Source organism: Nocardioides sp. YIM 152315 (genome assembly GCF_029210375.1).
Classification (GTDB): domain Bacteria; phylum Actinomycetota; class Actinomycetes; order Propionibacteriales; family Nocardioidaceae; genus Nocardioides.
On the sequence record NZ_JARGER010000043.1, the window covers coordinates 229,176 to 254,515 of the forward strand.

At 68.6% G+C, this 25,340-nt stretch carries 20 protein-coding genes; 19 read left to right on the top strand and 1 reads right to left on the bottom strand.

Features of this window, described 5'->3' with window-relative positions:
- The first annotated feature begins 230 nt into the window (after nucleotides 1-230).
- The 7 genes from ppsA (at nucleotide 231) to PZ894_RS20020 (ending at nucleotide 10,247) form a co-directional block, all read left to right on the top strand.
- Nucleotides 231-2,621, top strand: coding sequence for a phosphoenolpyruvate synthase (gene ppsA / locus PZ894_RS19990; protein WP_275747506.1), 2,391 nt, complete (start codon nucleotides 231-233; stop codon nucleotides 2,619-2,621).
- A 531-nt stretch (nucleotides 2,622-3,152) separates the two neighbouring features.
- Nucleotides 3,153-4,841 (top strand): ABC transporter ATP-binding protein, encoded by a 1,689-nt coding sequence (locus PZ894_RS19995; RefSeq protein WP_275747508.1) that lies wholly within the window; start codon nucleotides 3,153-3,155, stop codon nucleotides 4,839-4,841.
- Entirely contained in the window at nucleotides 4,838-6,592 is a 1,755-nt protein-coding gene (locus PZ894_RS20000) for an ABC transporter ATP-binding protein (protein ID WP_275747509.1), read from the top strand. The genes PZ894_RS19995 and PZ894_RS20000 overlap by 4 nt, the downstream gene beginning before the upstream one ends.
- A 1,186-nt stretch (nucleotides 6,593-7,778) precedes the next feature.
- On the top strand, nucleotides 7,779-8,720 hold the full coding sequence (locus PZ894_RS20005) for a glycoside hydrolase family 43 protein (protein ID WP_275747510.1): 942 nt from the start codon (nucleotides 7,779-7,781) through the stop codon (nucleotides 8,718-8,720).
- Nucleotides 8,721-8,787: 67 nt separating this feature from the next.
- Entirely contained in the window at nucleotides 8,788-9,099 is a 312-nt protein-coding gene (locus tag PZ894_RS20010) for a hypothetical protein (protein WP_275747511.1), read from the top strand.
- Nucleotides 9,051-9,818, top strand: coding sequence for an AAA family ATPase (locus tag PZ894_RS20015; RefSeq protein WP_275747512.1), 768 nt, complete (start codon nucleotides 9,051-9,053; stop codon nucleotides 9,816-9,818). The genes PZ894_RS20010 and PZ894_RS20015 overlap by 49 nt, the downstream gene beginning before the upstream one ends.
- A 3-nt stretch (nucleotides 9,819-9,821) precedes the next feature.
- Nucleotides 9,822-10,247, top strand: coding sequence for an ATP-dependent endonuclease (locus PZ894_RS20020; RefSeq protein WP_275747513.1), 426 nt, complete (start codon nucleotides 9,822-9,824; stop codon nucleotides 10,245-10,247).
- 68 nt (nucleotides 10,248-10,315) lie between these two features.
- On the opposite strand, the gene mobF is transcribed toward PZ894_RS20020, so the two are convergent.
- Complete coding sequence (gene mobF, locus PZ894_RS20025; protein WP_275747514.1) at nucleotides 10,316-13,837, bottom strand: MobF family relaxase; 3,522 nt, start codon at nucleotides 13,835-13,837, stop codon at nucleotides 10,316-10,318.
- A 342-nt stretch (nucleotides 13,838-14,179) separates the two neighbouring features.
- Between mobF and PZ894_RS20030 the strand changes: the two genes are divergently transcribed.
- The 12 genes from PZ894_RS20030 (at nucleotide 14,180) to PZ894_RS20085 (ending at nucleotide 25,318) form a co-directional block, all read left to right on the top strand.
- On the top strand, nucleotides 14,180-14,344 hold the full coding sequence (locus PZ894_RS20030) for a hypothetical protein (protein ID WP_275747515.1): 165 nt from the start codon (nucleotides 14,180-14,182) through the stop codon (nucleotides 14,342-14,344).
- An 837-nt stretch (nucleotides 14,345-15,181) separates the two neighbouring features.
- Nucleotides 15,182-15,724: a hypothetical protein gene (locus PZ894_RS20035; RefSeq protein WP_275747517.1), complete on the top strand. Its 543-nt coding sequence runs from the start codon at nucleotides 15,182-15,184 to the stop codon at nucleotides 15,722-15,724.
- Between the two features lie 96 nt (nucleotides 15,725-15,820).
- Nucleotides 15,821-16,438, top strand: a complete 618-nt coding sequence (locus PZ894_RS20040; RefSeq protein ID WP_275747518.1) for an SAF domain-containing protein — start codon at nucleotides 15,821-15,823, stop codon at nucleotides 16,436-16,438.
- On the top strand, nucleotides 16,438-17,202 hold the full coding sequence (locus tag PZ894_RS20045) for a hypothetical protein (protein WP_275747519.1): 765 nt from the start codon (nucleotides 16,438-16,440) through the stop codon (nucleotides 17,200-17,202). Before PZ894_RS20040 ends, PZ894_RS20045 begins: the two co-directional genes overlap by 1 nt.
- Complete coding sequence (locus tag PZ894_RS20050; RefSeq protein ID WP_275747521.1) at nucleotides 17,199-18,710, top strand: ATPase, T2SS/T4P/T4SS family; 1,512 nt, start codon at nucleotides 17,199-17,201, stop codon at nucleotides 18,708-18,710. The genes PZ894_RS20045 and PZ894_RS20050 overlap by 4 nt, the downstream gene beginning before the upstream one ends.
- Nucleotides 18,711-18,931: 221 nt before the next feature.
- Complete coding sequence (locus PZ894_RS20055) at nucleotides 18,932-19,630, top strand: type II secretion system F family protein (RefSeq protein ID WP_275747523.1); 699 nt, start codon at nucleotides 18,932-18,934, stop codon at nucleotides 19,628-19,630.
- Complete coding sequence (locus PZ894_RS20060) at nucleotides 19,627-20,529, top strand: type II secretion system F family protein (RefSeq protein WP_275747525.1); 903 nt, start codon at nucleotides 19,627-19,629, stop codon at nucleotides 20,527-20,529. Before PZ894_RS20055 ends, PZ894_RS20060 begins: the two co-directional genes overlap by 4 nt.
- Nucleotides 20,530-20,559: 30 nt before the next feature.
- On the top strand, nucleotides 20,560-20,766 hold the full coding sequence (locus PZ894_RS20065) for a hypothetical protein (protein WP_275747527.1): 207 nt from the start codon (nucleotides 20,560-20,562) through the stop codon (nucleotides 20,764-20,766).
- A complete protein-coding gene (locus PZ894_RS20070) occupies nucleotides 20,735-21,178 on the top strand; it encodes a TadE/TadG family type IV pilus assembly protein (protein WP_275747529.1) in 444 nt (147 codons plus the stop codon). Before PZ894_RS20065 ends, PZ894_RS20070 begins: the two co-directional genes overlap by 32 nt.
- A complete protein-coding gene (locus PZ894_RS20075; protein ID WP_275747531.1) occupies nucleotides 21,175-21,624 on the top strand; it encodes a TadE/TadG family type IV pilus assembly protein in 450 nt (149 codons plus the stop codon). The genes PZ894_RS20070 and PZ894_RS20075 overlap by 4 nt, the downstream gene beginning before the upstream one ends.
- Nucleotides 21,621-22,067, top strand: a complete 447-nt coding sequence (locus PZ894_RS20080; protein WP_275747533.1) for a TadE/TadG family type IV pilus assembly protein — start codon at nucleotides 21,621-21,623, stop codon at nucleotides 22,065-22,067. Before PZ894_RS20075 ends, PZ894_RS20080 begins: the two co-directional genes overlap by 4 nt.
- Nucleotides 22,064-25,318, top strand: coding sequence for a LysM peptidoglycan-binding domain-containing protein (locus PZ894_RS20085; RefSeq protein WP_275747535.1), 3,255 nt, complete (start codon nucleotides 22,064-22,066; stop codon nucleotides 25,316-25,318). The genes PZ894_RS20080 and PZ894_RS20085 overlap by 4 nt, the downstream gene beginning before the upstream one ends.
- The last annotated feature ends 22 nt before the right edge of the window (nucleotides 25,319-25,340 follow it).

A 25,340-nucleotide genomic window follows, 5' to 3' on the forward strand; every position in this document is an offset into this window, starting at 1 on the left:
CCGTGGAGCCTTCCCCGATGTTTGTAGGGACCTTTGCTTAGTCCCGACCGCTTGGGAGGTGCACGTCAGGGCGCCCGAACTAAATCAATCAGTCAAATGATGAGATTGGTAGACCCCAAGTCGTCGGACCGATACGTTCCGTGTGACGAGGGGCTGCCCGTGGAGATCATCCGTCGGCCCATCGTCCGCAACGCAAGAGCACGCCGCCGGCACCACGAAGGGAACCCCCTATGCCTGGTCTCAACGTCCGCTGGTTCGCCGAGATCGGGCTGGATGATCTCGAGGACGTCGGAGGGAAGAACGCCTCGCTGGGTGAGATGGTCACCAACCTGACGCAGGTAGGGGTTCACGTGCCCAACGGATTCGCGACCACGGCGTCGGCGTTCCACCGCTTCCTCGGCGGCGCAGGACTCGCCTCGTACATCACCGAGCTCCTCGACACCCTGGACGTCGAGGACGTGCGCCGGTTGGCGGACGTGGGACGAGACGTCCGTACCGCCGTCATTGCCCAGTCGTTTCCGAAGGACCTGGAGGCAGACATCCGGGCCGCCTACCAGGTCTTGGCCGACGAAGCCGGACCCGATACTAGCTTCGCGGTTCGCTCCTCGGCGACGGCAGAGGACCTACCCGATGCGTCCTTCGCCGGGCAGCAGGAGACGTTTCTGAACGTGCGTGGCGTCGATGCAGTCCTTGACGCGGTCCGTCAGGTCTTCGCATCTCTCTACAACGACCGGGCCATCGCGTATCGAGCGCATCACGGATTCGCCCACGTCGATGTCGCTGTCTCCGCAGGAATCCAACGCATGGTGCGATCCGATCTTGGATCGTCGGGCGTCATGTTCACCATGGACACCGAGTCCGGATTCACCGACGCCGTCTTCATCACTTCGGCCTACGGATTGGGTGAGGGCGTGGTGCAGGGTGCTGTGAATCCAGATGAGTTCTATGTGTACAAGCCGTCCCTGCAGGCCGGTCGCCCGGCCATCCTCAAGCGAGGTGTCGGAACAAAAGCGACAAAGATGGTCTACACCGACAACACCACGATCGGTAGTACCACCGAGTTCGTCCCGGTCGACCCGCACGAGTCCCGGGCCCTGAGCATCACGGACGCCGACGTGGAGGCTCTCGCAAGTCAAGCCCTCCTGATCGAGGAGCACTATAGGCGTCCCATGGATATCGAGTGGGGCAAGGACGGCACCAGCGGGCAGCTCTACATCCTTCAGGCACGCCCAGAAACTGTGCAGTCTCGACGAACGGGCGCGCTAAAGCGCTACCGACTAACGCACGACGCACCGCCTGAAGTTCTGGTCGAAGGCCGAGCGATCGGCCAACGAATCGGCTCAGGCTCGGTGCGCGTTTTGGCCTCCACGAACGACATGCACAAGTTCCAGGCCGGCGAGGTTCTCGTCGCCGACATGACGGATCCGGACTGGGAGCCGATCATGAAGCGCGCGTCAGCCATCGTGACCAACCGTGGAGGTCGGACCTGCCACGCAGCGATCATCGCCCGAGAACTCGGCATCCCCGCGGTGGTCGGCACTGAACGCGCCACCAAGTCCCTAATCGAAGGCCAAGAAGTTACCGTCACGTGCGCCGCCGGCGACACTGGCCTTGTTTACAGCGGTCTGCTCGACTTCGAGGTCGAGCTAACCGAGCTCGACAAGATGCCGGCCATTCCGATGGACATCATGATGAACGTCGCGACTCCGGATCAGGCATTCGCCTTCTCGCGCATTCCGAGCCACGGTGTTGGCTTGGCCCGTCTCGAGTTCATCATCAATCGCCAGATCGGGATCCATCCGAAGGCGCTCCTTGAACTCGCTGACGGCACGGCGTCCTTTGAAGATGGCCTGCGAGACGAGATCCAGACCGCGATCGCGGCATACCCCGGCCCCCAGGAGTTCTTCGTGCAAAGACTCGCTGAAGGGGTGGCCACTATCGCGGCCCCGTTCGCACCTCGTCCGGTGATCGTTCGCATGAGCGACTTCAAGTCCAACGAGTACGCGAACCTCGTGGGCGGAAGTACGTACGAGCCCTCTGAAGAGAACCCGATGCTCGGATACCGGGGAGCCACGCGCTACCTCGCCGAGGGCTTCGCCGAGTGCTTCGCGCTCGAGTGCGAAGCTGTGCGCCACGTTCGCGACGACATGGGGCTAACGAACATCAAGGTCATGATCCCGTTCGTTCGCACGCTCGACGAGGCCCGGCGAGTCACCGATCTCTTGGCCGAGAATGGCCTCGAACGAGGCAAGAATGGCCTTGAGGTGATCATGATGTGCGAGCTGCCCTCGAACGCAATCCTGGCTGATCAGTTCCTGGAGTACTTCGACGGATTCTCTATTGGGTCCAACGACATGACCCAACTGACGCTAGGACTTGACCGGGACTCGGGGCTTGTGGCTGAGGGGTTCGATGAGCGTGACCCCGCCGTCCTCCACATGCTCGACCTTGCGATCCAGGCATGCCGTGACCAGGGCAAGTACGTCGGAATCTGCGGCCAGGGGCCGTCCGACTACCCAGAGCTCGCCGAGTGGCTGATGCAACGAGGCATTTCCTCTATATCGCTCAACCCCGACTCCGTCGTGAACACCTGGCTCCATCTTGCGCGCCCCGCGTCATAGAAGTTGGAAGCGGCTGTACGGCCTGGACCCGAGGCACCTGCTCGATTGCATCCCTACACGCACGGTCGACGCGGCCTCCACGGTGTCGCTCGAAGCCAGGTGCGAGCGCACTGCACACCGAGACAGTTGATCGATCCGTCGCTTCGTGGGCGGGACTCAGCACCGTCGGGGCCGGGGCTTACCCATCGGCGGGGTGCCGGACGACCCGAATGGCATCGTCAGGGCCCGTGGCGCCACCCACCAGTACGACCCGAACCAGTCTGTCTTCGTCACGATCTGCGGCACCTCGCACCTCATCCGATCACCGACCATGCTCAGCTGCAGGCTGTAGACCCCAACGCGAGCGCTGGCGCCTGCGCTCCCGCGCTGACGGCGAGCGCGAGCAGTCCGGTGGCGGCGCCGGCGGCAAGGCGCCGGAGGCGGGTGTTTAGAGGCACGATGCTCGATCAAGTTAGGTTAGGCATACCTTAGAATCAGTGCGGGATCGCGGGCCACCGGGTCCATATCCGGACGCTTTAGGAAGATCTCGACATGCTCCATGCCGCCTACTCCGCCCCAGTACCTGTGGACTCCGCCGGAACTGTGGTGCGGCTCGCCTTCCGCCGCTGTCGCACCAGCGCGCTGCTGACCGCGCTGATGGTCAGCGTTCACCAGGTCTGCGAGGCGACAACGCCGGTGATCGTGGGGCTCGCGCTCGACGACGCGGTCGCGGAGGGCTCGGTGGCGGGAGCGTGGAAGTGGATCGCGCTGCTCGGAGGCGTGTACGCCGTCCTCTCGCTGTGCGGCAACGGCGCCGGCCCGGTCGGCTACCGAGCCGCCACCCGCGCCGAGCACGACGTACGCCAGGCGGTCGTCGAGCGAGTGCTCGACCCTCGTGGCATGGCACAGGAGCGGCCGACCGGCGAGGCGTTGAGCCTCGCGAGCTCCGACGCATCCGAGGTGGGCAATGGCGTGCACGCCCTCGCGTCCGGGGTCAGCGGACTGGCCGCGCTGGCGGTCGCGACGGTGGCGCTGTTCCTGACCTCGGTGACCCTCGGGGTTGTCGCTCTGGTCTCGGTGCTGCTGGTCGTCTTCGTCGCCCCACTGCTCGCGCGACCCCTGCAGCAGCGCAGCGCCGTGCAGCAGGAGGCCGCCGCCGACGCGGCCGGCGTCGCTGTCGACATGGTCGAGGGAGTCCGGGTCCTTAGCGGCCTCGGCGCCCAGCGCAACGCGGTCGGGCGCTACCGCGAGATGAGCCAGCTGTCGCGGCGCGCGCGGGTCCGCGCAGGCGCGGCGGAGTCGGTGTTCGAGGGCGTCACCAGCGTCATCGGCGGCTTCCTGCTGATCGCGGTCGCCGCCGCGGGAGCGCTGCTCGTCATCGACGGCGACCTCACCCCGGGCCAGCTGGTCGCCGGGGTCGGCCTCGCCCAGTTCCTCGTCGGCCCGGTCAGCCGGATCGCCTACGCCGGCGCGCAGGTCGCGACCGTGCGCGCGTCCGCGCGGCGCATCGCGACCCTGCTCGACACGCCGTACGCCGTCGACGACCCCGCCGTCCTCGCGCCGGTCGAACCCATCCCGGCAACGCTCGAGGTACGCAACCTTGACGGCACCCACCTGCGCGGACTCGACCTCGAGGTCCGCGAAGGAGAGCTGATCGCGGTCGTCGTCGACGACCTCGCGGCACGCTCAGAGCTGCTCGACGTGCTCGCCAGGCGCCGCCCGGCGCCCTCGGGGGCGGTGGTGGTCGGTCGCCTCCCGGCCGATGCCATCCCCCTGGAGACCTTGCACCGACACGTCGCGGTGGTCCCGCACAACGGGTCGCTGTTCACCGAGCCGCTCGCCGACGTGGTCGGCGACGAGCCGAGCGCGGTGCTGGCCGCAGCCCAGGCCGAGGACGTGGCCGAGCAGGTGCGCGCGCACGGGTCGCTGCACCACGGCCGCAACCTGTCCGGCGGACAGCGGCAGCGGTTGTCGCTGGCGCGGGCACTGGCCACCGATCCACCGGTGCTGGTGCTCGACGAGCCGACGAGCGCTCTCGACACGGTGACCGAGGCGTCGGTCGCCACCGGACTGCGCGAGCTCAGGGCCGGCCGGCGTACGACCGTCCTCGTCACCTCGAGCGCCAGCATGCTCGCCGTCGCCGACCGGGTCGTGCTGGTCCAAGACGGCCGCGCCGTCGCCGTCGGAACCCACACCGAGCTCGCGGCCGACGAGCGGTACGCCGCGGTGGTGCTCGCATGAGCGACGTACGTACCGACACCCTCCCGGTCGCCACGCCGAAGGAGGCGCGCGGCGAGCTGTGGAAGGTGCTGCGGCCCGAGCGGCCCGCCGCCCTCCTGGCACTCACCGTCCTGGTCGTGACCGTGGTCGCGGGCCTGTTCATCCCGCCCGCGCTCGGCCGCATCGTCGACATCGCCGACCGCGGCGCCGACCGCGGCGACCTGGTCGCGCCCCTGCTGGTCCTCGTCGCAGCAACTCTGGCGCAGGGGCTGGCCGGGAGCGTCGGCTGGTTCCTCATCGTGCGGGTCGGCGAGAAGGCGCTCGCATCTTTGCGTGAACTCGTGCTCGGCCATGCCCTGTCGTTGCCGCAGGCTCAGCTCGAGCGCGGCGGCACCGGCGACCTGGTCTCGCGGGTGAGCAACGACGTCGACACGGTCAGCGACGCGCTGCGCCAGGGCGTGCCGGAGTTGCTGTGGTCCGGGCTCACCGTCGTCCTCACCCTCGTCGGGCTCGCGGCCCTGGACTGGCGCTTCGCGCTGGCCGGACTCGTCTCGCTCCCGTTCTACCTGTGGGCGGCCCGCGGCTACACCGTGGTCGCGCCCCCGCTGTACGCCGACGAGCGCCGCGCAGAAGGCGCCCGCTCCCAACAGTTGGTCGAGACCCTCGGTGGCGCGCGGACGATCCAGGCGCTGATGCTCAGGCCGCGCCACCTGCGTCGCGTCGACGCCGCGTCCGAAGCCGCGCGCGCTACCAGCATCCGCACCGCCGACACGACCGCCTGGTTTTTCTCCCGCATCCACCTCGGCGAGTTCATCGGCACCGCCACCGTGCTGATCGCCGGTGCCTGGCTGGTCGGCCACGACTACGTGACCCTCGGCCAGGCCACCGCCGCCGCGCTGTACTTCATCCGGCTCTACGACCCGGTCGGCGCGCTGGTGAACCTGCTCGACGAGGTGCAGAGCGCGACGGCCTCGCTGCGCCGCCTGGCCGGCATCCTGCACGTCCCACTCGACCGACGACCCGGCGTGCCTCAGCCCGCCGAGCCGGCGCTCGCCCTGAGCGGCATCCGCTTCAGGTACGACGACGGGCCGGAGATCCTGCACGGCGTCGACCTCGCGATCCGGCCTGGCGAGCACGTCGCGCTGGTCGGCGCCAGCGGCGCCGGCAAGACCACGCTCGCGGCGCTGGTCGCCGGCATACACGACCCGCGCGCCGGCGCGATCTCGCTCGGCGGCTCCGACGTACGAGATATGCCGCGCGAGGAGCTATCCGGCCGGGTGTCCCTGGTGACCCAGGAGGTACACGTGTTCTCCGGGACCTTGGCCCAGGACCTGCGACTAGCGCGCCACGACGCGACCGACCAGGACCTGCACGCGGCGCTCGACGCTGCCGGCGCCCGCGCCTGGGTCGACCTGCTGCCCGAGGGCCTCGACACCCGGGTCGGTGCCGGCGGCCGCGCGCTTACCCCGGTCCAGGCCCAGCAGGTGGCGCTGGCCCGGCTGGTGCTGCGCGACCCCGACGTCGCCGTCCTCGACGAGGCGACCGCCGAAGCCGGCAGCGCCGGCGCCCGCGAGCTCGAGACCTGCATGGCCCGGGTGCTCGAGGGCCGCACGGCGCTGCTGGTCGCCCACCGCCTCACCACCGCCGCAGCGGCCGATCGCGTCATCGTCCTGGACCACGGGCGCGTCGTGGAGGAGGGTCCTCCCGCGGAGCTCGCCGCCGGCGCCGGGCCGTACGCCGAACTGTGGCGCGCCTGGCGCTCGGCTCGCTGATCGGGTGACCCCGTAGAACCGCCGGGTCGACCCGGACCGCCAAACGACCCGGCGCCCGCTTCGGCGGGTGCAGAGTCGTCTTGCCCCTTCAACAGCGACGGCTTGGCGTGGGGTGGCCCAGACAGTTGGTTCATTGCCGGGCATCAGTGCCCCTTCAATCGGATGCACCTCTGTCTGTGCTTGGCGATCTCGTTGTCATGTTTGAGGGATCCGACTCACTCCTATTCGGTCGACGTGACGCAGCAGCGAACTTGGTTGGCGGCCTTAGATGTCGGAGTACTAACCGAGCCCCCGTCCCGGGAGTTCCGTGCGTCCAGGTCAGGCGGCGCGAGACACCGTCTCAATTGCACCTCGGAGGCCGCCGGTCAGGGTGGGGGTAACGATGGAGACGCTGGGAATCCGAAGCAATGCATCGAAGGCACTGTGCCACTCGTGTCGCTGATCCTCGGTTCCTTTCATCGACCCGACGTGCTCGCGGATGCGTTCCCTTGCGATGTCCAGTTCGACAGTCAGCAGGTCACTGGTGCGGATGGCTTCCGGATGACCGTAGGGCTGGTGGTCCGAGTCCGAAGTCGCGATGAACTGCCTAGTCGTCGGGCTGAACCAGATCGAAGTGACGCTGTCGTGTCGCCAGTGATGCAGGTGTGGGGGTCAACGCACAGCCTGAGCAGCGTCCTGACCCGCTCGGCGCCGTCCATGACGAGCGCGTCCGAGTCTGCCGGGTCGGGCTGCCAGAGCCAGATGACTCCAGCCGAGTGGCCTTCGATGAGCGTGTCGCACAGCGACAGCATCTGTGCGGTGCTCCAGGCGGTGCGCGCTCGGGCCGGAGGGAGAAGGACGATCCTGCGGAGGACATCTCCGGTCAGGTTGAACACGGTGGTCAGGGTCATGTCGTCGACTGTCCGGGACGGCGGCGAGCTGGCAATCCCGCACCGCCTCGGCCGTGAGGAGGTTTCTCTCGGTGGCGTTGCTTTGGACGCAGTCCGGGAAGATCCGTGTGTTGGCGAGCGCCGCCGTAGTTGCGGCTGAGTGACGCTCGTCCGCCGCAGCAGATCCGGATGGCAGGCATCCGTGTTGGCGCTTTCTCTGGCTGCGGCTCAGCCGTCTAGCGTGCGTCTCGAGCAATGGCGAGTGCCGTGGTAGCCGGCGTAGCCGCGCGAGACGGCCTCAAGGCGAGGGAGCTGGGATGAGCAGGCGCTTGGGTGACATCCGGATGCGGGATCCGTACATCCTTGACGTGCCCTCTGGCGGTTACGTGCTGTTCGGCACGACGGACAAGAACGTGTGGGCCGGGCCTGCGACTGGATTCGACTGCTACACCAGCGATGACCTCGAGACGTGGGACGGCCCGTTCTCCGCCTTCCGTCCGCCGCAGGGGTTCTGGGCGGACACCCAGTTCTGGGCACCTGAGGTTCACGCATTCGACGGTCGCTTCGTCATGCTCGCCACGTTCGCGAGCTCCAACCTGGCCGACGGCCCCCGAGGGGTGCAGGTCCTGGTTGCGGACGAGCCGACCGGGCCCTTCGAGCCGTGGAGCGACGGTCCGATCACACCGCGCGACGTTCCGTGCCTCGACGGGACCCTGTTTGTCGACCAGGACGGGGCACCCTGGCTCGTCTACAGCAGGGGAGCCGAGGGAGTCCCGGGCGGTGCGCCCGGTCCGGCTGACGGCGAGATGTACGCCGTACGGCTCTCGGCGGATCTTAAAGCCGCGGCCGCGGATCCGGTCTTGTTGTTCACCGCATCGGCCGCGCCGTGGAGCAAGCCGCTGACGTTCCCCGACGGGGTCGAGCCGCCGGCGCAGCTGAATCTGGCTAAGGATCCGTTGTTTACCGACGGGCCCTACTTCGTCCGCTCCGAGGGCGGCACCCTGCACCTGCTCTGGTCGAGCTTCGGCGAGGAGGGATACGCGATGGGCGTCGCTACGTCGGCGACCGGTCTCGTTACCGGCCCTTGGGCACAGCGGCAGGAGCCCCTTTGGGCCCGCAACGGCGGCCACGGCATGATCTTCACCGACCTTTCGGGGGTCCACCGTCTCGTCTTCCACTGGCCGAACGAGACCCCAGACGAACGGGTCAAGCTCGCCGCTGTCGAGATCTTGGACAACGGCATCCGGCTTCTGGACTAGCGGCACCGAAGCGGCTGCCTGAGCGACTCCACCTCTTGGGAAGTCCTTGCGCCAAGCTCGCGGCGGAGTGATTCTGCCGCTCCGCGGCGGAGCGATGTTGCCGCTGTCGCGGCGGAATGACGCAACTTGGTCGATGCCCGCGCCCGAAGGCGTCAACAACCTCATGAGATGCGACACCTGGCGATGCCTGGACATGCTGCTCGGGGCAAGCACGGCTCAGCTCTACAACCGGCTCACAGCCGATGACTTCAGCGATGCGACGCAGATGCTCATTATCGAGGCCCAACCGGATGACCTGAGCACGATCGACGAGGGATGGTTCCCTGACGAATGCACCGTCGACCCCGCGACTGGGTCGGTGTCCTTGACGGTCGGCTAGAAGCGACGATCGATCCGAACGGTACGCTCGGCATCGACCGCCGAGCCCCGCAGGCTGGAACCAACCGGCAGCTCTCACGTGACCAGCTTGCCGTCCTCGGCTGGACCTTGCTCGGCGCCACTTCCCTTACGCGCGACCTTCGCGAAGACCGGCGCACCGCGCTGACCGAGATCCTCCAGCGCGTCGACCTTGGCGCGGAGAAGGCTGGCCTCGACGCACTCATCGACCAGATCCAGGTCGAGCTGAAGGACTCGAAGGTCCTCGAAGGGCTCCGACAAGACCCCGCCAACCAGCTGTCAAAGGCGCTCCCAGAAACAGTCGATAAGGACGCACTCGAGTTCGCAACGGCAGCCATGGCTGACGGCGACGTGCTCGCTGACGTCCGGCTGCGCGTTCTTCGAGGCGGCGTTCTGAAGGAGATTAGGGAGCAGTCCGATGGGCTGCGCGCGTTGTACGCACTCGCCCTGTACGACCTGGTCTCCGTGCGCGCGAACATGGTCGGCGTCGACGAGCCGGAGATTCACCTGCACCCCACCAGCCAGCGGAGCCTGGCGAGGCTTCTCCAGGACGGGCCGAGCCAGAAGTTCCTAGCAACGCATTCACCGGACATTGTGAGTGCGTTCTCGCCGGAGTGCATCGTCTCCGTCCGTGCCGGCGGTCACCTGGTGCAACCGAAGGTCGGATTCTTGTCGTCCGACGAGAAGATGGTTGTCCGCTAATGGGTGAGAGACAAACTCGAGCCGCTGACTGCCAACCGCGTACTCGCTGTGGAGGGCATCTCCGACCGAATCATCGTTCAGCAGGCCGCCGACCTAACCGACCGGAACCTCGACCGACTCGGCGTCTCCCTCATCGCGACCGACGGCGCAGGCGACATGGGCGCAATCATCAAGCTCTTCGGTCCTCATGGGTTCAACATCCCGTTGAACCTCCTCATCGACGAGGACGCGCGCACCGCCACCGCAACCAAGCTGGGCGTCCCGCCTGGTGGGATAGTTGGGCGCGTTCGGTGGGCCCTGCGGATGAGCAGGTTGGATGGTGCGTATACCTGGACCAGGCGGTGGACGAGTGTGGCGAGAAGGGCGACTGGCGCGATGAGGAACATCAGCATGGGTGTCCTTCCGATTCTTGGTGGCGTCGTCACCTAGGTAGTTCAAGCTGCAGGTCCTAGGAAGTCGGACCGGTGGGCCTGTGGAGGACCGCCGGCTTGACTCTCTTATGGCGTCAGGATCGTCCGGCCGACCGGAGTGGTGCCGATGGCAAGTGCCGCGTTGCTGCTGGCGCGGGCTGCCGCGCGGCGGACGGCTTGACGGGCTCGTTGACGCTCCGCCTCTTGCGCGCCAGTGGCCGCCGAACCCCCAACCGGGAGGTCGGTCGCGAGCGCGTATCGACTGCGATAGGCAGCGACCGTGGCTACGTCCGACCGCCATTCCGCATAAGCAGATGGGGCACTGGGTGGGGACCCCAATCCTCGTATCCAGGCGGGTCGAGTTTGGATGGCTTCGTCGGCGAGTGCGTTGGCGGCTGTCTCGATGAGTGTGGCGCGCTGGTCGATCGCGTAGCGGTCCTCGGCGGACATAGGGCCGAGGGGTTCGGGGATGAGTCCGGCGATCAGTCTCGGGCGGAGGCGGCAGCCGTGGGGGGTGGTGTTGGCATGCTGGTCGATGCGCCGGCGTAGGACCGCAGCGACGTCATCGGCGTCATCGAGCTGGTGCTGCCGCACGACGCGAGGCACGAGGCTGTTGAGGTCGTGGTGGTGAGCCTCCGCTCGGCGCAGAGCCGCAGTGAATGGGCCGAATGCGGGCGAGTCGATGACGGCGGCGCGCTGCTCGTCGGTGAGTCCGGATCGCCGGAGGAGGTCGACGAACCGGTCGCGTTGGGCATCGGCGGCGATGGTCTCGAGCTCGGCAGCCAGGCGGGCGATGCCGGTGTGGAGTTCGTGCTCGACCTGGATGGTCTGGTGGGCGGACAGGGTTGCACCGGAGTGCTGGAGTACTCCGTAGAGGACGGTGCGTGCGGTGACGTCGTCAGGCTCGGGGGTCGAATGGATGTCGTCGGGCTGGTCGAGGGCGACGTAGGCGACGTTCGATTTCCGGCCGCGGGTCATGGAGACGTAAAGGTTCTCGCGGGTGGTCGAGGCGGAGACGAGGACGTGGGCGGTGTCGACGGTGATGCCTTGGGAGCGGTGGGCGGTGATGGCGTAGCCGAGGTCGAGGTATTCGCCGACGTAGGCGGCCGGCAGCAAAGTGGTGCCGTGGCGTCGGGGGTCGAGGCGGTCGACGACGAGGGAGCCGTCTGTGCGGATGTCGGTAATGCGCCAGCGATCGCCGTTCTTCACCCATCCACCGTGCGTTGTTGCCAGGGTTCGGTCGTTGCGTCGGCTGATCACGTTGTCTCCGACGCAGGCTCGGGCGTCGTCGGCGAGCTGGACCTCGTGACCGTTGGTGGCGCCGGCGTGAAGGAGCCGTTCGGCGCGGGCACGTTCGTTGAGGACGCGGACAGCTTGGCTGGAGTCGGTGACGAGGATGCTGGCCAAGCCATCTCTGTTGTCTTCCTGCCAGGCCGAGTAGGCAGCATTGAGCATTTCGTCGGTTGGGCCTTCGCGAATTCGGTCGTTCCGGGCGTAGAGGGAGAGGACCTCGGCGTCGCCGCGACTCAGCGCGAGGGAGGCTTCCTTCTCCCAGTCGTGGGTGAAGCGGTGGATCTCGCGGAGCTCGGGGGTGTCGGGGCGGCGATGGACGAGCAGGGCGAAGGCGCCGCCGGCGTCGACCGACTGCAGCTGGTGGGGGTCGCCGACGAGCAGGACTTTCGCCTTTGAGCGCGCGGCGATCGAGGTGATCCGGTCGAGGGTGATGGTGTCGGCGAGGGTTGCTTCGTCGATGATCACCAGCTGCCCCGGGCGAAGCTCGGCGCGTCCGTGGTCGCACTCGTGGAGCCACTTGGCGGTGTTGTCGCAGCCGATGCCGAGGTCGTCGGCAAGTGCTTGCGCCGCGGCCGCGGATGGGGCGAGGCCGATGACACTCCCCCGCCCGTGCTTGACGGTCCAGACCGTGTGGAGTGACCGCATAGCGGTGGTCTTGCCGGCGCCGGCGGGGCCGACGAGCAGGTCGACGAGTCGACCCGACGTCGCGATGGACTCCACTGCCAGCCGCTGCTGGGCATCCAACAAAGTGTCGCGGCGCCATGCCTGTCCGCTCGCTGACCCGGCGGTTGGGGCGGTGGTGGCTGCGGCGCGGTCGAGGAGCCTAGCCTCGGCTTGGAGGATCAGCTGCGATGTGTACTTTGCCGCGTGCCGGGGTCGGAACACGCTGGTGCCGTCCTTGCGCTGCAACCGGAGCGGGCTGGGCGCGAGCTCGGGTGGGGTCAGGCGCACGGACTTGGCCTGTGCTGCGTCGACGATCATCGCGACGACCTTCTCCCGGTCTCCGGTGGTGGCGAAGCGGAGATCCATCGTCTGCTTGGATGCCTCGGCCATCAGATTCCAGTGGCTCCACGTCGGCCGCTTCACCTCGACCGATGCCACGACCTCGGCGGCGATCGCCCCGATGGCGGACACGGGCACCTCGGCAGCGGCGAGCGGCCGGCCTGGCTGATTGATGAGACCAGATGCCCAGGCGGTGGCGTCGGTATCGAGCAACGTGGACGCGCGATGGCGCCAGTTGGCGGTGAGGTCGGCGAGTGACCGGATCTTCTTGGGTGCGCGGGTGGCGAGGGTGGCTTGGGCGCGAAGCTCGATGATGGTCTTCGCCGATGGGGTCCGGCCGTGTGTGGCGCGGTATTCGGCGATCAGCCGGTCCTTAGCGATTTCGATCTCGCGGGTGCGGCTGGAGAACTCGCTGAGGAGCTCGTCGTTGATCCCGACGATCTCCCATCGCGGGTGCCGGTCGGCGCCCCGCTGGCGCGGCTCCCACAGGACTCCGACCTCCTGGGCGAGCCGGTCCGCGAGCAGGGCGTTGTAGTGCTCTGAAAGGCCGGTGCGAGAGGCGAAAACCGGGCGACCGTCGAGGCTGCGCCACCGGCCATCCAGGTTGGTCTTGACCCGATTGGCCAAGACAACGTGCGTGTGGAGCTGCGGGTCACCGGCGCGGGAGTCGAAGTGGTCGTATGCGACCGCGGCGACACCAGCCACGCCCACCTGGGCGACCGCGCCGTCACGGTCGGAGAACCCCGTCCGGGTGGCGGCGACCTCGCGCTCGAATAGGTCGAGCACGTCGGCGACCGCGGCATGGTGCGCGGTCACGATCCGCTCCTGGATGCCGGGGTCGGCCACACCCCACAGCACCGAGACCGACTTCGGAACACTGAACGTCAAATCGAACCCAGCTACCGCGTGCCGACCACCCGCCGCGATCTCCTCGGCCTCGATCCGCGCCTTCTCCGCAGCCCAGTCCTCGGCGGCCATCTCGGGGTCGAGCGCGGCGACCCGATCGTCGATACGGGCGGCCAGGCGCCGGTACTCCGGGTAGGCCCTACCCAGCTGGTCGCCGGTGATCGGGTCGCGTCCCATGCCGACCAGGAGTGCGAGCTGCTGCTCGGTGACCTGCATCCCCGCCCGAATCTGCCCGGCACCGAAGGCACCGAGCCCGGTGCCCATCCACCGACCTGGCGGCGTGCCGACCTCGGCGTAGTAGCGGGTCAGTGGTGTCGACAACGCACGCTTCCCGTCACCGGTAGCCACGCTGCGCAGCAGATACCGATACCCGCTGCCTGCGGACATCCGCCGGATCGAGATCGTCATCGCCGCTTTCCTTCCACACGGGTCAGGTACGCGTTCCTCTCCACAGCACCCCTCGATCTGCACACCGTGTGAAGCCGAGGAGGGTGGAATCGAAGAGACGACGGCACCGGTGGTAGGTCGCGACACCGTCGGCAGTCGGCGATCCGGCGAGCGGGCTGGGGAGAAGCGAGCACCTAAGCGAGTGAAAGGACCTGGCATCACGCAGGGCCACAGGACGGAGATCGGGCTTACGATGAGGAACAGACGATGCACGCACCGCCAGCGCGGCGTCGTCTGCGCCTCGAGCCGAACGGCAAGAGGAAGCAGGAAACCGCACATGACCAGCTCACTCGGGGTGAAGGCATGGGCGACCAGCACTGCGGTGTTGGCCGCGCTGACCGGCTGCGCCAACTCGGCCTCGAACGCCGACCCGTCTCCCCCGGCGACGAGCAGCTCGTCTTCGCCGACAGCGACATCGCCGTCCCCATCGCCGAGCTCCAACTCCGAGCTCGCTTCGGCCGCGGCTGAGGACGTCGTACGGCGTTACTTCACCGTGCTCGATGGCCTCCGACAGGACCCGTCGAGGCCCCTGGGACAACTGGCGTCCGTTGCGACGAGCACACAACTGGCGGCACAGAAGCGGCTGCTCGCCACGGAGCGCGACCAAGGCCTCCGTCAGGTCGGCACCACGCAGGTCGCTGAGCTGACCGTGCAATCAGTGAACCTCGACAACTCCGACCCGTCCGCCGGCAAGGTGCCAACCGTCACGGTCGACGTTTGCTGGAATGTCAGAGACGTCGACATTGCCGACGAGGGTGGAAAGTCTGTGGTGAGCCCGGACAGGAATCCTGTCGGATGGACGCGATACACAGTCGCGAACTACCGATGGTCGAAGGATCCCACGGGCAGCTGGCGGATCGCGACTGGCCAAGATCTCGACCAGAAGCCATGCGACCCCTCGTAAGAGTCGCCGTCGCGCTCCTTGTCGCCACTGGCCTCGCCAGCGTCGTTCTCCTCAGCGCTGCGTCCGCGGACACCGTCTGCCAGCAGGCCGACCCTGCGACGGGTACCTGCATCATCTGGGTGGAGGTGCCCGGGCATCCCGGCGGGCCGGGGGGAGGCGACGACGGTGGGCCGACGGATGCCGGCTCCGGAGCGTCGTGCTACTGGGATCCGAGCAAACAGGGGGTTCCTGGTCCGCCGGCCGGTCCTGTGCCGTGCACCACGGCGTCCGGCTACTGGTCCAACACGTACAACTGCTACATCTCTCCGGTTGATCCCCCGCCACCGGCCGACGATCCCGCGTGGCAGGGACACGATCCCGGCGACGGAGCCGTCTATGAGTGCTACCAGCCGCAAACAGCGATGTTCATCTACGTGTGGGCTCAGGATCCGCCACCTGGTTCTGGCACCGGACCGACGCCCCGGGAGGTCGCACAGCTCGCGATCGACCAGATGCATCTGTCCGCCATCGACATCGGCATCGTTCCCGAACCCGGTCCGGACAGCATCGGCCTGGTCGGTATGCCGGTCTGGATGTGGGCGAAGGCGCCGAACGAGCACACGTTCGGGCCGATCACGGCCACTGCCTCGGCTGGTGGCATCACGATCACCGCGACCGCCAATGTCTTGGATCTGACGTGGGACATGGGCGATGGCACCGCGGTTGTCTGCGACTCAGCTGGCACGCCGTACCAGCCGTCCTACGGGCGGAAGGACTCGCCGGACTGCGGTCACACCTACAAGACGTCGAGCGCACTCCAAGCCGATGACGCCTACACCGTCACTGCCACCTCGAGCTGGGTGATCACCTGGGCCGGAGCCGGGCAGACCGGGACGATCCGGCTCGACGGGCTGACGCGCTCCACCCAGATCCGGATCGGCGAGGCGCAGGTGCTCGTGAACTGACGAGTTGCGCGGGAGGTACGAGGAATGTCCACATCTGCCCGAGAGGACCGGAGAACCGGCCCTCACCCGGCCGCGCCGGACACCAACGCCAGTCTCGTGCCGCCGCCCAAGCTGCGCAGGCGCCCGGCGATGGTCGTGGCCGCGGTGATCGTGACCGCGCTGGGCTGCCTGCTCGGTGCGTGGGCGTGGAGCGCGACTACGGACACGCGCGAGGTGCTGGCTGCACGGGACACGATCCACCGCGGCGAGGTCATCGAGGCCGGGGACATCGAGCGGGTCCGCATCAGCGGCGACCCTGCCCTCTCCCCTCTGTCGGCATCGGCGTACGACGACGTGGTCGGCTCGCGGGCGGCGCTCGACATCGCCGCGGGCGGGCTGCTCACCAGCGAGGCAACCGCAGCTGAGCCGATCCCCGCGGAGGGTCAGTCGGTGGTCGGGATCTCGTTGACGCCTGCGCAGGTACCCGGCATGCCGCTCTACGGCGGCGACCGTGTTCGGATCGTCGTCACCCCCGGCCAGAGCGGCAACGCGCCGGCCGGCTCGCCGCAGTTCACGGTCGGGGAGGTGGTCGACACGTCCATGGACGAGACCACGGGCAACACGGTCGTCAACGTGTTGGTGCCCTACGCCGACGCTGGAGTCCTCGCCGCACGAGCGGCATCCGGCAACGTCGCACTGGTGCTGGACTCCGCCCAGAGTCCGGGGGTCGAGTGATGGCCGTGATCTGCCTGGCCTCGGCGTCCGGGTCACCGGGGGTGACCACCACGGCAGTCGGCCTGGCGTTCTGCTGGCCGCGGCCGGTACTCCTGGTCGAGGCCGATCCAACCGGTGGCTCCGGAGTCCTCGCCGGCTTCCTGAAGGGCACTGCGACCTACGACGGTGGGCTGGTCGAGATCGCGCTCTCTCCATTGAGCGCGGCAGATGCGCTGCGGGAGGTCGTGCGGCCTCTGAGTCCCCATGTCTCGTTGGTCGCCGGCACCCGAACGCACGGCCAGGCAGCGGCTCTGCGTGACGTGTGGGAGTCCCTCGCACCGGCGCTGGTCGACCTAGAGGCCAGCGGACAGGACGTCATCGTCGATGCCGGTCGTCTCGGACTCGCGGGATCACCGACACCGCTGCTGGAGTCGGCGGACTCGACCCTTCTCCTTACGCGCACGAGCCTGCCGTCGATCTCCGCAGCCCGGTCCTGGGCCGAGACGATCCGTCAGCCCGGCACGGGTTGGCGACATCCCGGCCTGCTGCTGATCGGCGAAGGTCAGCCCTACCGAGATACCGAGGTGTCCAAGGTGCTCGGAATGCCCATGGTGGCCGATCTCCCTGACGACCCGGTCTCCGCCGCGGTCTATTACCGCGGAGCACCTCCGCCGCGCCGCTTCGAGACCGGGTCGTACGTTCGCAACCTGCGGGCCGCGGCTCAGGCGATTCAGGCGCACGTGGCTCGAGGCAGGTTCGCCCTCGTCGACGAGGTCGCGCGATGAGTGAGGCGTCTCGCTTCCTCCACGAGTACGGCGACCTCTCCCGCCTGCCGCTGTTCACCCAACCAACCAAACAAATGACCGGCCCGTCCGCCGGAGGCTCGGCGCCGGCGGTGGCCTCCCTCGCGACCCCGGCAGCCGCTCCCCCAGTCGCCAGTCCCGAAGTCGACTGGTTGGTCGTGGCCGAGCTGCGCGCCCGAGCTTCGGAGCAGCTGAGCCAAGCCGTCGCCTCCGATCGGAGCCGGTTGGACCGCGAGGCGCAGCAGGAGCTCGGCCGGTCCATCGTCCTCGACCTCGTCGAGTCGACGATGGCAGAGGACGTCGACAAGGGCCGCGGAACGTGGAGTCCGGCACGACAGCAGGCGACGGCGCAGGCGGTCTTCGACTCACTCTTCCGGCTCGGTCGCCTCCAGCCGCTGGTCGACAACGACGACATCGAGAACATCGTGATCGTCGGCCACGACAACGTGCTCCTCGAGCTCGTCGACGGCACCCTGGTCGAGGGCTCGCCGGTTGCCGATTCCGATCAGGAGCTGATCGACTTCCTGGTCTTCCTCGCCTCGAGATCCGAGGTCAACGCGCGCTCGTTCTCCGAGGCACAGCCTCGGCTCCACCTCCGTCTCGATGGCGGCTCGCGTCTGGCGGCCGCCGCCTGGGTGACACCACGGCCCTCAGTCGTCATCCGACGGCACCGACTGATGCAGGTCACCCTCGACGATCTGGTCGCTAGGCAGATGATGACCCCGGTGGTGGCATCGTTCCTGCGCGCAGCGGTGCGGGCACGCCGATCGATCGTGGTCGCGGGAGCTCAGGGAGCGGGCAAGACGACGCTCGTCCGGGCGCTGTGTGCCGAGATCGACGCCCTGGAGGCGATCGGCACCTTCGAGACCGAGTACGAGCTCCACCTCCACGAGCTCGGCCGGCACAAGATCGTGCACGCTTGGGAGGCCCGCCCGGGATCCGGCGAACGTGGCGCGGACGGTCGCCAGGCCGGCGAGTTCACCCTCGACGAAGCACTGGTCGACTCGTTCCGGTTCAACCTGTCGCGCCAGATCGTCGGCGAGGTCCGCGGCAAGGAGATCTGGGCGATGATCAAAGCGATGGAGTCCGGGACCGGGTCCATCTCCACCACCCACGCCGCCGACGCGGTGGCCGCGGTCCGCAAGCTTGTCACCTGCGCCATGGAGGCCGGTCCCCACGTCACCCAAGGGTTGGCGACTAGCAAGCTTGCCGCCACCGTCGACGTCATCGTCCAGCTGAGCATGGACACCACCACCGTCTCCGGTGGCGCGCAACGGACCCGCCGGGTAGCCGAGGTGATCGCTCTGACACCCGGCGAGAAGGAGGTCGGCTACGCCACTACCCATGTGTTCCGCGCCGACGCCTCGGGGGCCGCGCAGCCCGCGGTTCTGCCCGACGAGTACCGGGCGCTGGTCCAGCACGGGTTCGACCTCGCCGGGTACCTGGCCGCTCAGCCCCACCCGACCCACGCGAACGGGGTGGCATCGTGAACCCGTTGGCGGCCGCCCTTGCGGGAGGGTTGATCGCCCTCGGCGTCCTCGGGATCGTCGTGGGCCTGGTCCCGACCCACGACCCACCTCGAGCCCAACGAGACAGCCGACGACCCAGCCGACGACCCGGTCGACGACCTGGCCGGGGTCGGCCAACTGGCATCACCAGGCGGACCCGAGCGCTGCTCTTGGCCGGGTTCGGGCTCGGTCTCTTCGGGTGGGTGGTCACCGGATGGGTCCTCGCCGTCGTCATCGCCCCGGTCGCGGTCATCGGGCTGCCCGCACTGCTCGCCGCTCCGCCGGCGGCTGCGCAGATCACCCGGCTCGAGGCGATGGAGGAGTGGACCCGTTCCCTTGCCGGCGTTCTCACCGTCGGGATCGGACTCGAGCAGGCGCTGGTGGCGACCCTGCGCTCCGCGCCGGCGCCGATCAGCGCGGAGGTCACCCGCCTCGTCGCCCGGCTCCGAGCCAGGTGGGACACCGAGACTGCCCTGCGGGCCTTCGCCGACGAGCTCGACGACGCCACCGGTGACCTGATCGCCGCGAACCTGATCCTCGGCGCCCGCCGCCGTGGCGCCGGACTGGCAAGCGTCCTGGACGGACTCGCGGAGTCCGTCGCGGCCGATGTCCGCGCACGTCGTCAGGTGGAGGCCGACCGTGCCAAGCCACGCTCGACCGCCCGGTGGGTCACGCTCATCAGCGCCACCGTGCTCGTCGTCCTGGCGATCTCAGGGCAGTACGTCGAGCCGTACGCCAGCCCGATCGGTCAGGTGATCCTGGTGGTCCTGCTCTCGGCCTACGTCGCCACCCTGATCTGGATGCGGCGGATGGCGAGCGGCCGTCCCCTGCCCCGGTTCCTGAAGCCACGCAGCGATCAGTCCACCATCGAGTCACGAGACGCAGCGGCGGTGTCGTCGTGATCACCGGACTTCAGCTCGCGATCCTGGCCGGCGGACTGGTCGGGCTCGGACTCTGCCTGGTCGTGGCGCGACTACTGCCCGCAGAACCAGATCTCGCCGACGCCTTGGAACGTGTGTCGACGAACCGCGCCCGGTCGACGGCGTCATCGACGACGGCCAGGGCCGGGAAGGAAAGGCTCGGCTTGTGGGGACTGCGTGCGCTTCCGCCCGGGTTGTGGGCACGCACTCCGGCCCGCGAGCTCGCCCTCCTGCGGATCCCCCTCGCGCAGTTCTACGGCGAGAAGCTCACCTTCGCCGGACTCGGTCTCCTCATCCCGGCATTCCTCACCACGCTGTTTAACACCCTCGGGCTCGGCATCCCACTCCAGATCCCCGCACTCGCCTCGATCGTCCTGGCTGCCGTCATGTTCTTCATCCCGAACTACAACGCCCTCGACGAGGCCCGCAAAGCTCGCGTCGAGTTCTCCCGAGCACTCGGCGCCTACATCGACCTGGTCGCCCTCGAACGCCACAACGGCATCGGCGCCCGACAGGCCATGGAGTCCGCTGCCGGGGTCGGCGATTCCTGGGTCTTCACCCGCCTCTCCGAGGAGCTGACCCGCTCCCGCTGGTCCGGCCTGCCGCCCTGGGACGCGCTGCACACCTTGGCAGCGGAGCTCGGACTCCCCGAGCTCGATGACTTCGCCGACATCATGCGCCTGTCCGGCGAGGAAGGAGCAAGCGTCTACGCCACGCTGCGCGCCCGATCAGCCGCCATGCGCACGGCGATGCTCCATGACGAGATCGCCGAAGCAAACGCCGTCGGCGAGCGCATGACCATCCCCGGCTCGCTGCTCGGCGTCATCTTCATGGCCCTGCTGGTGACCCCGTCCCTCCTCCGGATGCTCACCAGCACCTGACCCGAACGCACCCCACCAGAAGGAGTCCCCATGTTGGATCTGCAGTTGAAAGTCCTGGTCCTGCTGCACCTGGCAGTCCTCGGCATCGATGACCACCAGCACGCGGCTCGGCGCGACGAGCGTGGTTCGGTCACTACCGAGTACGTGCTTTGGGCGGTGGCGGTGATCGCCATCGTCGGCATCGTCGTCGCCGCGGTCACGGCCTATGTCCAAGCGCAGTCCGGCAAGATCAAGTAGCCGCTCCCGCCTGGGTAGGGAGCGCGACGAGCGCGGGTCAGCCTCGATCCAGCTCGTGATCTTGCTGCCTGCGCTGTTCGCCGTCTTGTTCGTGGGCATGCAGGCGGCGCTGTACTACCACGCCCGGACCGTCGCCATCGCCGCCGCGCAAGAAGGTGCCCGGGCGGCCGGCGCGGAGCACGGCCGCGAGGCCGACGGGGTCAAGGCCGCCAACGACTTCATCGACGAGGCCGGCGGCCACGACGTCCTCAGTGCGGCCGCCGCGAGCGCCGACCGCACTGAGACCGAGGCGACCGTCACCGTCACCGGATTCAGTCTGAGCGTGATTCCCGGATGGAACGTCCGCATCACCCAGAGCGCCACCGTCCCGGTCGAGCAGCTGACTGCCCCCACGACAGCGGGGTCCCCATGACACGAAGCGCAAAGCGAGACCTTAGGCGCAGGAACGAGCGGGGTTCCGCGGCGATCGAGGCAGTCATCGGCGTCCCGGCATTCGGGCTGTTCGTCGGCTTGATCATCTTCGGTGGCCGCGCTGCCAGCACCGACGAGGCGCTGCAGGCCGCTGCGGCCGAGGGTGCTCGGTCCGCCTCGCTGGCTCGCGACGCACAGACGGCACGCGCCCAGGCACGCGAAGCCGCGGTCGCGAGCATCGCCAACCAAGACATCGGCTGCTCGGCGGTGGAGGTCACCGTCGATACCGGCGACTTCGCCAAGCAGCCCGGCGTTCCTGGTTCGGTCGCGGTCACGGTCTCGTGTCGCCTCGCGCTCTCCGACCTCTCGGTGCCGGGCGTCCCGGGCTCGCGGCTCATGCGCGCCTCCATGTCCAGCCCCATCGACACCTGGCGGGAGGCACCATGATCCGACCCGCGCCCAAACGGACCGGTAAGAGGCGGCGCGACGAGCACGGCTCGATCACGGTCTGGATGGCACTGTCGAGCTTCGCGATGATCTTCCTCCTGGGCCTGGCGGTCGATCTCGGCGGCCAGGTCCACACCCACGAGCGAGCTCACGACGTGGCCGCCCAAGCGGCCCGCGCCGGCGGAGAAGAGGTTCACGGCGCGGCCGCCATCCAAGGACACGCCTTGACCATCAGCCCCGCCGCCGCACGCGTCGCCGCCCAGCGGTACCTGGACGCCGCCGGCGTCAGCGGCACCGTGACCATCACCGGCGACACGCTCACCGTGACCGTCCACGACTCCTACGACCCCCAGTTCCTGGGCCTGATCGGGATCCACCGCCTCGACGTCACGGGCACGGCAACGGCCCGCCTCATCCGCACCCTCGGAGGTAGCGAGCAATGACCACCCACCATTCGCGGTTACGCGGCCTGGCGGCCACGCTGACACTGCTGCTCTTCGTCGCCGGCGTGCCCGCCGTTCTGGTCGCGATCGGAGCCATCCCGAACCCGTCCGCGTTCTCGTGGTCGCAGCTGACCGCACCCGACGACGGCACCCTCGCGCTGGAGATCATGACCGCGGTCTGCTGGATCGCCTGGGCGATCTTCACCTGCCAACTGATCGTCTCGATCACATCCCAGATCCGCGGGATCCGCTCGCCCCGACTACCCGGCCTCGTCGTCCCCCAACTCGCCGCCGACCGTCTCGTCGCAGCCGCAGCCCTACTCTTCGTCGCGGTGCCCTCCGCCGCCGCTCTCCTCCCCCATTCCCCGGCTGAAGCCACTGCGACGGTGGTACCGACCGTCTCCGAAGCCGACCACAACGCCACCGCTCGGGCCACCTCCTCGGTACCGGCTGCGACCGAAGGCGCCGACCAGCCAGACGCACGCACAGCTCCAGCCCGGCCAGGCCTCGACAAGCACGAGCCGCACCTCGAGCGGTACACCGTCAAGCGCGGCGACAGCCTGTGGCGCATTGCAGAACAACGTCTCGGCGACGGCGCGCGGTACGTCGAGCTGGTCGAGCTGAACGAGACCATCCTCGACGGCCGCCCAGGCTTCCTGCTCCCCGGCACCGTGCTCCGTGTCCCCGCAACCGCACCGCCCGACACCGAGCCGACCGATGGACCTGTAGGGACGCAGAACTATGTCGTGCAACCCGGCGACACGCTGTCGCAGATCGCCGAGGCGGAACTCGGAGACTCCGACGCCTACCCCGCGATCTTCAGCGCATCACACGACACCGCCCAACCCGAGGGTGGACGGCTCACCGACCCCGACCTGATCTTGCCGGGCTGGGAACTGACGATCCCCGGAACAGAAACCTCCGAGGCCCCGCCGGGACCCCGGCACATCAAGCCCCACCACAACACCGACCACGACACCGGTCACGTCACCAGCCACGACGGCACCGGGGCGACCCGACCTCCCGACTCCCCCGCCACGACCGCGCCTCCCGACCCGACACCCGCGGAGGCAACGCCGCCGCAGGTCACGCCGTCTGAGGTCGCGCCGCCAGAAGTCGCTGCTGAGCGTGCGGCAGAGCCGCCTGGCTCGGTCGACGCCGGGAACGACGCCGGGGACGGCGCCGCCGATCCGTCATGGCTCGTGTCGGGCCTGGCGGGCGCCGGGTCGATCCTGGGCGGCGCCCTATGGCTGGCGCTGCGGGCGAAACGACGCACCCAGCTGCGGTACCGCCGGCCGGGCACGGTCATCGCGCCGGCGCCCGCTGAACTGCTTCCGTTCGAGAAGACCGCCTGCGCCACGGCATCGGTGGTCGCACCACGGATCGACCTGCTCGACACGGCACTGCGCTCACTGCCTCGGCACCTTCGACTCCTGACCGTGGAGCTCGAGGCTGAGGTGATCTCGCTGACGCTCCGCACCCCGGACGACCTGCCCGCGCCCTGGGACGGCTCCGGCACCGCATGGGAGATCAGGCTCGCCGAGGTTCCCGACCGACCCGAGGACTCCTTCCCGCCGTACCCGCTCCTGGCCAGTGTCGGACGGACCACCGACGGAGCGTTCGTCTTCCTCAACCTCGAGGAACTCCGCACCGTCGCTCTCACCGGCGACCCCCAACAAGCGGAGGCCTTCGCGCGCCATCTTGCCGCGGAGCTGGCGGTCAACCCGTGGTCCAGCGTCACCACCGTCGACCTACTCGGACTCGGGGCAGACCTTGCCTCGTTCAACCTCGGCCGCGTCCGCACCCACCCCACCGGCGACACCGGGTTCATCGCCGACCTTGCGCGCGAGCTGTACGCACTCCCCGAGCCATCTGCTCGCGACGACTTCTACGCGGCCATCATCGCGACCGCTGAGCGGCCCGCTGCCGACCTCGACCTGCTCACCGAGGTCATCGAGTCCATCCCGGGCCGATCATCGGCAGCGCTCATCGACCTCCGCGCGGACCCCCAGACCGCCGGAGCTCACCTGGAGGTGAGCCCGGACGGGCGACTGACCGAGTCGCGACTCGGGGTGGACGTACTCGCCGCCGGGCTCAGCGCTGACGAGGCGCGAGCCAGCGCACTGCTGCTCGACCTCACCCTCGACCAGACCACCGTCCCAGTCCCGGCCCCAGTCGCAGTTCCAACCCCACCCCACGCCCCGTCGCCCGACGACGCCGAGGCGGTCAGCGATCTGGGCGGAGCGCTGACCGACGAGTTCACTACCCCTCGGCCGCAAGGGCCTGCTGGCGAGGCGTCGCTGCTGCCCTTGGCGGCGCAGGCGTACGCCGATGCAGCGGCGACCACGACCGAGGACGTCGAGGTGCTCGCCCCCCGCGCGGTCCCGGAGGCCCGGGCAGCCGTGGCTGCCGCAGACCCGGACCTGGACGAGGACCTGGCCCGCTGGGAGTCCTCCACGCGCGCATCGGCCAAGCTGATCCTGCTCGGCCCCGTCGACGCCCGCGCCACCGGCGATGCCAAGGCGACAGCCCACCGTCGCCCGTTCTACATCGAACTGCTCGCCTTCCTCGCCCTGAATCCGCGCGGCGTCCAAGCCGCGGAGGTCGCGGACGCTTTCGGCCTCAAGCCCGATCGGGTGCGGGTCGACATCAGCCAACTGCGTCGCTGGCTCGGCAACGACCCCCGCACCGGGGAGCCCTACCTGCCCAAGGCGGAGCCCGCCTTGGGCCCAGACTCACCGGCCGTCTACAAGGTGCAAGGAGTCCTGTCCGACCTCGACCTATTCCGCCGACTGCGCGCTCGCGCGCAGAGCCGCGGCGCGGAAGGGATCAACGACCTGATCCGCGCACTGCGCCTGGTCACCGGCGAGCCGTTCACCCACCTGCGCGAGCACCACTGGAACTGGCTGCTCGACGGCGAACGATGGGACCACATCATGAGCGCCGCCATCGTCGACGTCGGCCACATCGTCACCACCCACGCACTCGCCGCCGACGACCACGACCTCGCCTTGTGGGCAGCCCAGGTCGCCTACAGCGCATCCCCCTTCGACGAGGTCGCCCAGCTCGACATCATCGCGGCCGAGAAGGCCCACGGCGGCGATGAGCAGGCCGACCAAGACCTCACGGAGAAGGTATTCAACCGACGCGACGACGACATGGCACCCATCGGTGTGCCGAGCCGCAGCACCCAGATCATCGACTCCAAGAGCTGGAGCACACCGGGGTCGCGCCCCCGGCGCACCGGCTGACTCGGTGGCGGCAGTGCCCACC

What these genes read in the sequence shown, in the direction of transcription:
- PZ894_RS20085 (WP_275747535.1), top strand. Translation starts at nt 22,064, where the DNA reads ATGACCACCCACCATTCGCGGTTACGCGGCCTGGCGGCCACGCTGACA.
- PZ894_RS20045 (WP_275747519.1), top strand. Translation starts at nt 16,438, where the DNA reads ATGGCCGTGATCTGCCTGGCCTCGGCGTCCGGGTCACCGGGGGTGACC.
- PZ894_RS20005 (WP_275747510.1), top strand. Translation starts at nt 7,779, where the DNA reads ATGAGCAGGCGCTTGGGTGACATCCGGATGCGGGATCCGTACATCCTT.
- PZ894_RS19995 (WP_275747508.1), top strand. Translation starts at nt 3,153, where the DNA reads ATGCTCCATGCCGCCTACTCCGCCCCAGTACCTGTGGACTCCGCCGGA.
- mobF (WP_275747514.1), bottom strand. Translation starts at nt 13,837, where the DNA reads ATGACGATCTCGATCCGGCGGATGTCCGCAGGCAGCGGGTATCGGTAT.
- PZ894_RS20035 (WP_275747517.1), top strand. Translation starts at nt 15,182, where the DNA reads ATGTTCATCTACGTGTGGGCTCAGGATCCGCCACCTGGTTCTGGCACC.
- PZ894_RS20080 (WP_275747533.1), top strand. Translation starts at nt 21,621, where the DNA reads ATGATCCGACCCGCGCCCAAACGGACCGGTAAGAGGCGGCGCGACGAG.
- PZ894_RS20030 (WP_275747515.1), top strand. Translation starts at nt 14,180, where the DNA reads ATGGGCGACCAGCACTGCGGTGTTGGCCGCGCTGACCGGCTGCGCCAA.
- PZ894_RS20050 (WP_275747521.1), top strand. Translation starts at nt 17,199, where the DNA reads ATGAGTGAGGCGTCTCGCTTCCTCCACGAGTACGGCGACCTCTCCCGC.
- PZ894_RS20070 (WP_275747529.1), top strand. Translation starts at nt 20,735, where the DNA reads ATGTCCAAGCGCAGTCCGGCAAGATCAAGTAGCCGCTCCCGCCTGGGT.
- PZ894_RS20065 (WP_275747527.1), top strand. Translation starts at nt 20,560, where the DNA reads ATGTTGGATCTGCAGTTGAAAGTCCTGGTCCTGCTGCACCTGGCAGTC.
- ppsA (WP_275747506.1), top strand. Translation starts at nt 231, where the DNA reads ATGCCTGGTCTCAACGTCCGCTGGTTCGCCGAGATCGGGCTGGATGAT.
- PZ894_RS20015 (WP_275747512.1), top strand. Translation starts at nt 9,051, where the DNA reads ATGCACCGTCGACCCCGCGACTGGGTCGGTGTCCTTGACGGTCGGCTA.
- PZ894_RS20075 (WP_275747531.1), top strand. Translation starts at nt 21,175, where the DNA reads ATGACACGAAGCGCAAAGCGAGACCTTAGGCGCAGGAACGAGCGGGGT.
- PZ894_RS20000 (WP_275747509.1), top strand. Translation starts at nt 4,838, where the DNA reads ATGAGCGACGTACGTACCGACACCCTCCCGGTCGCCACGCCGAAGGAG.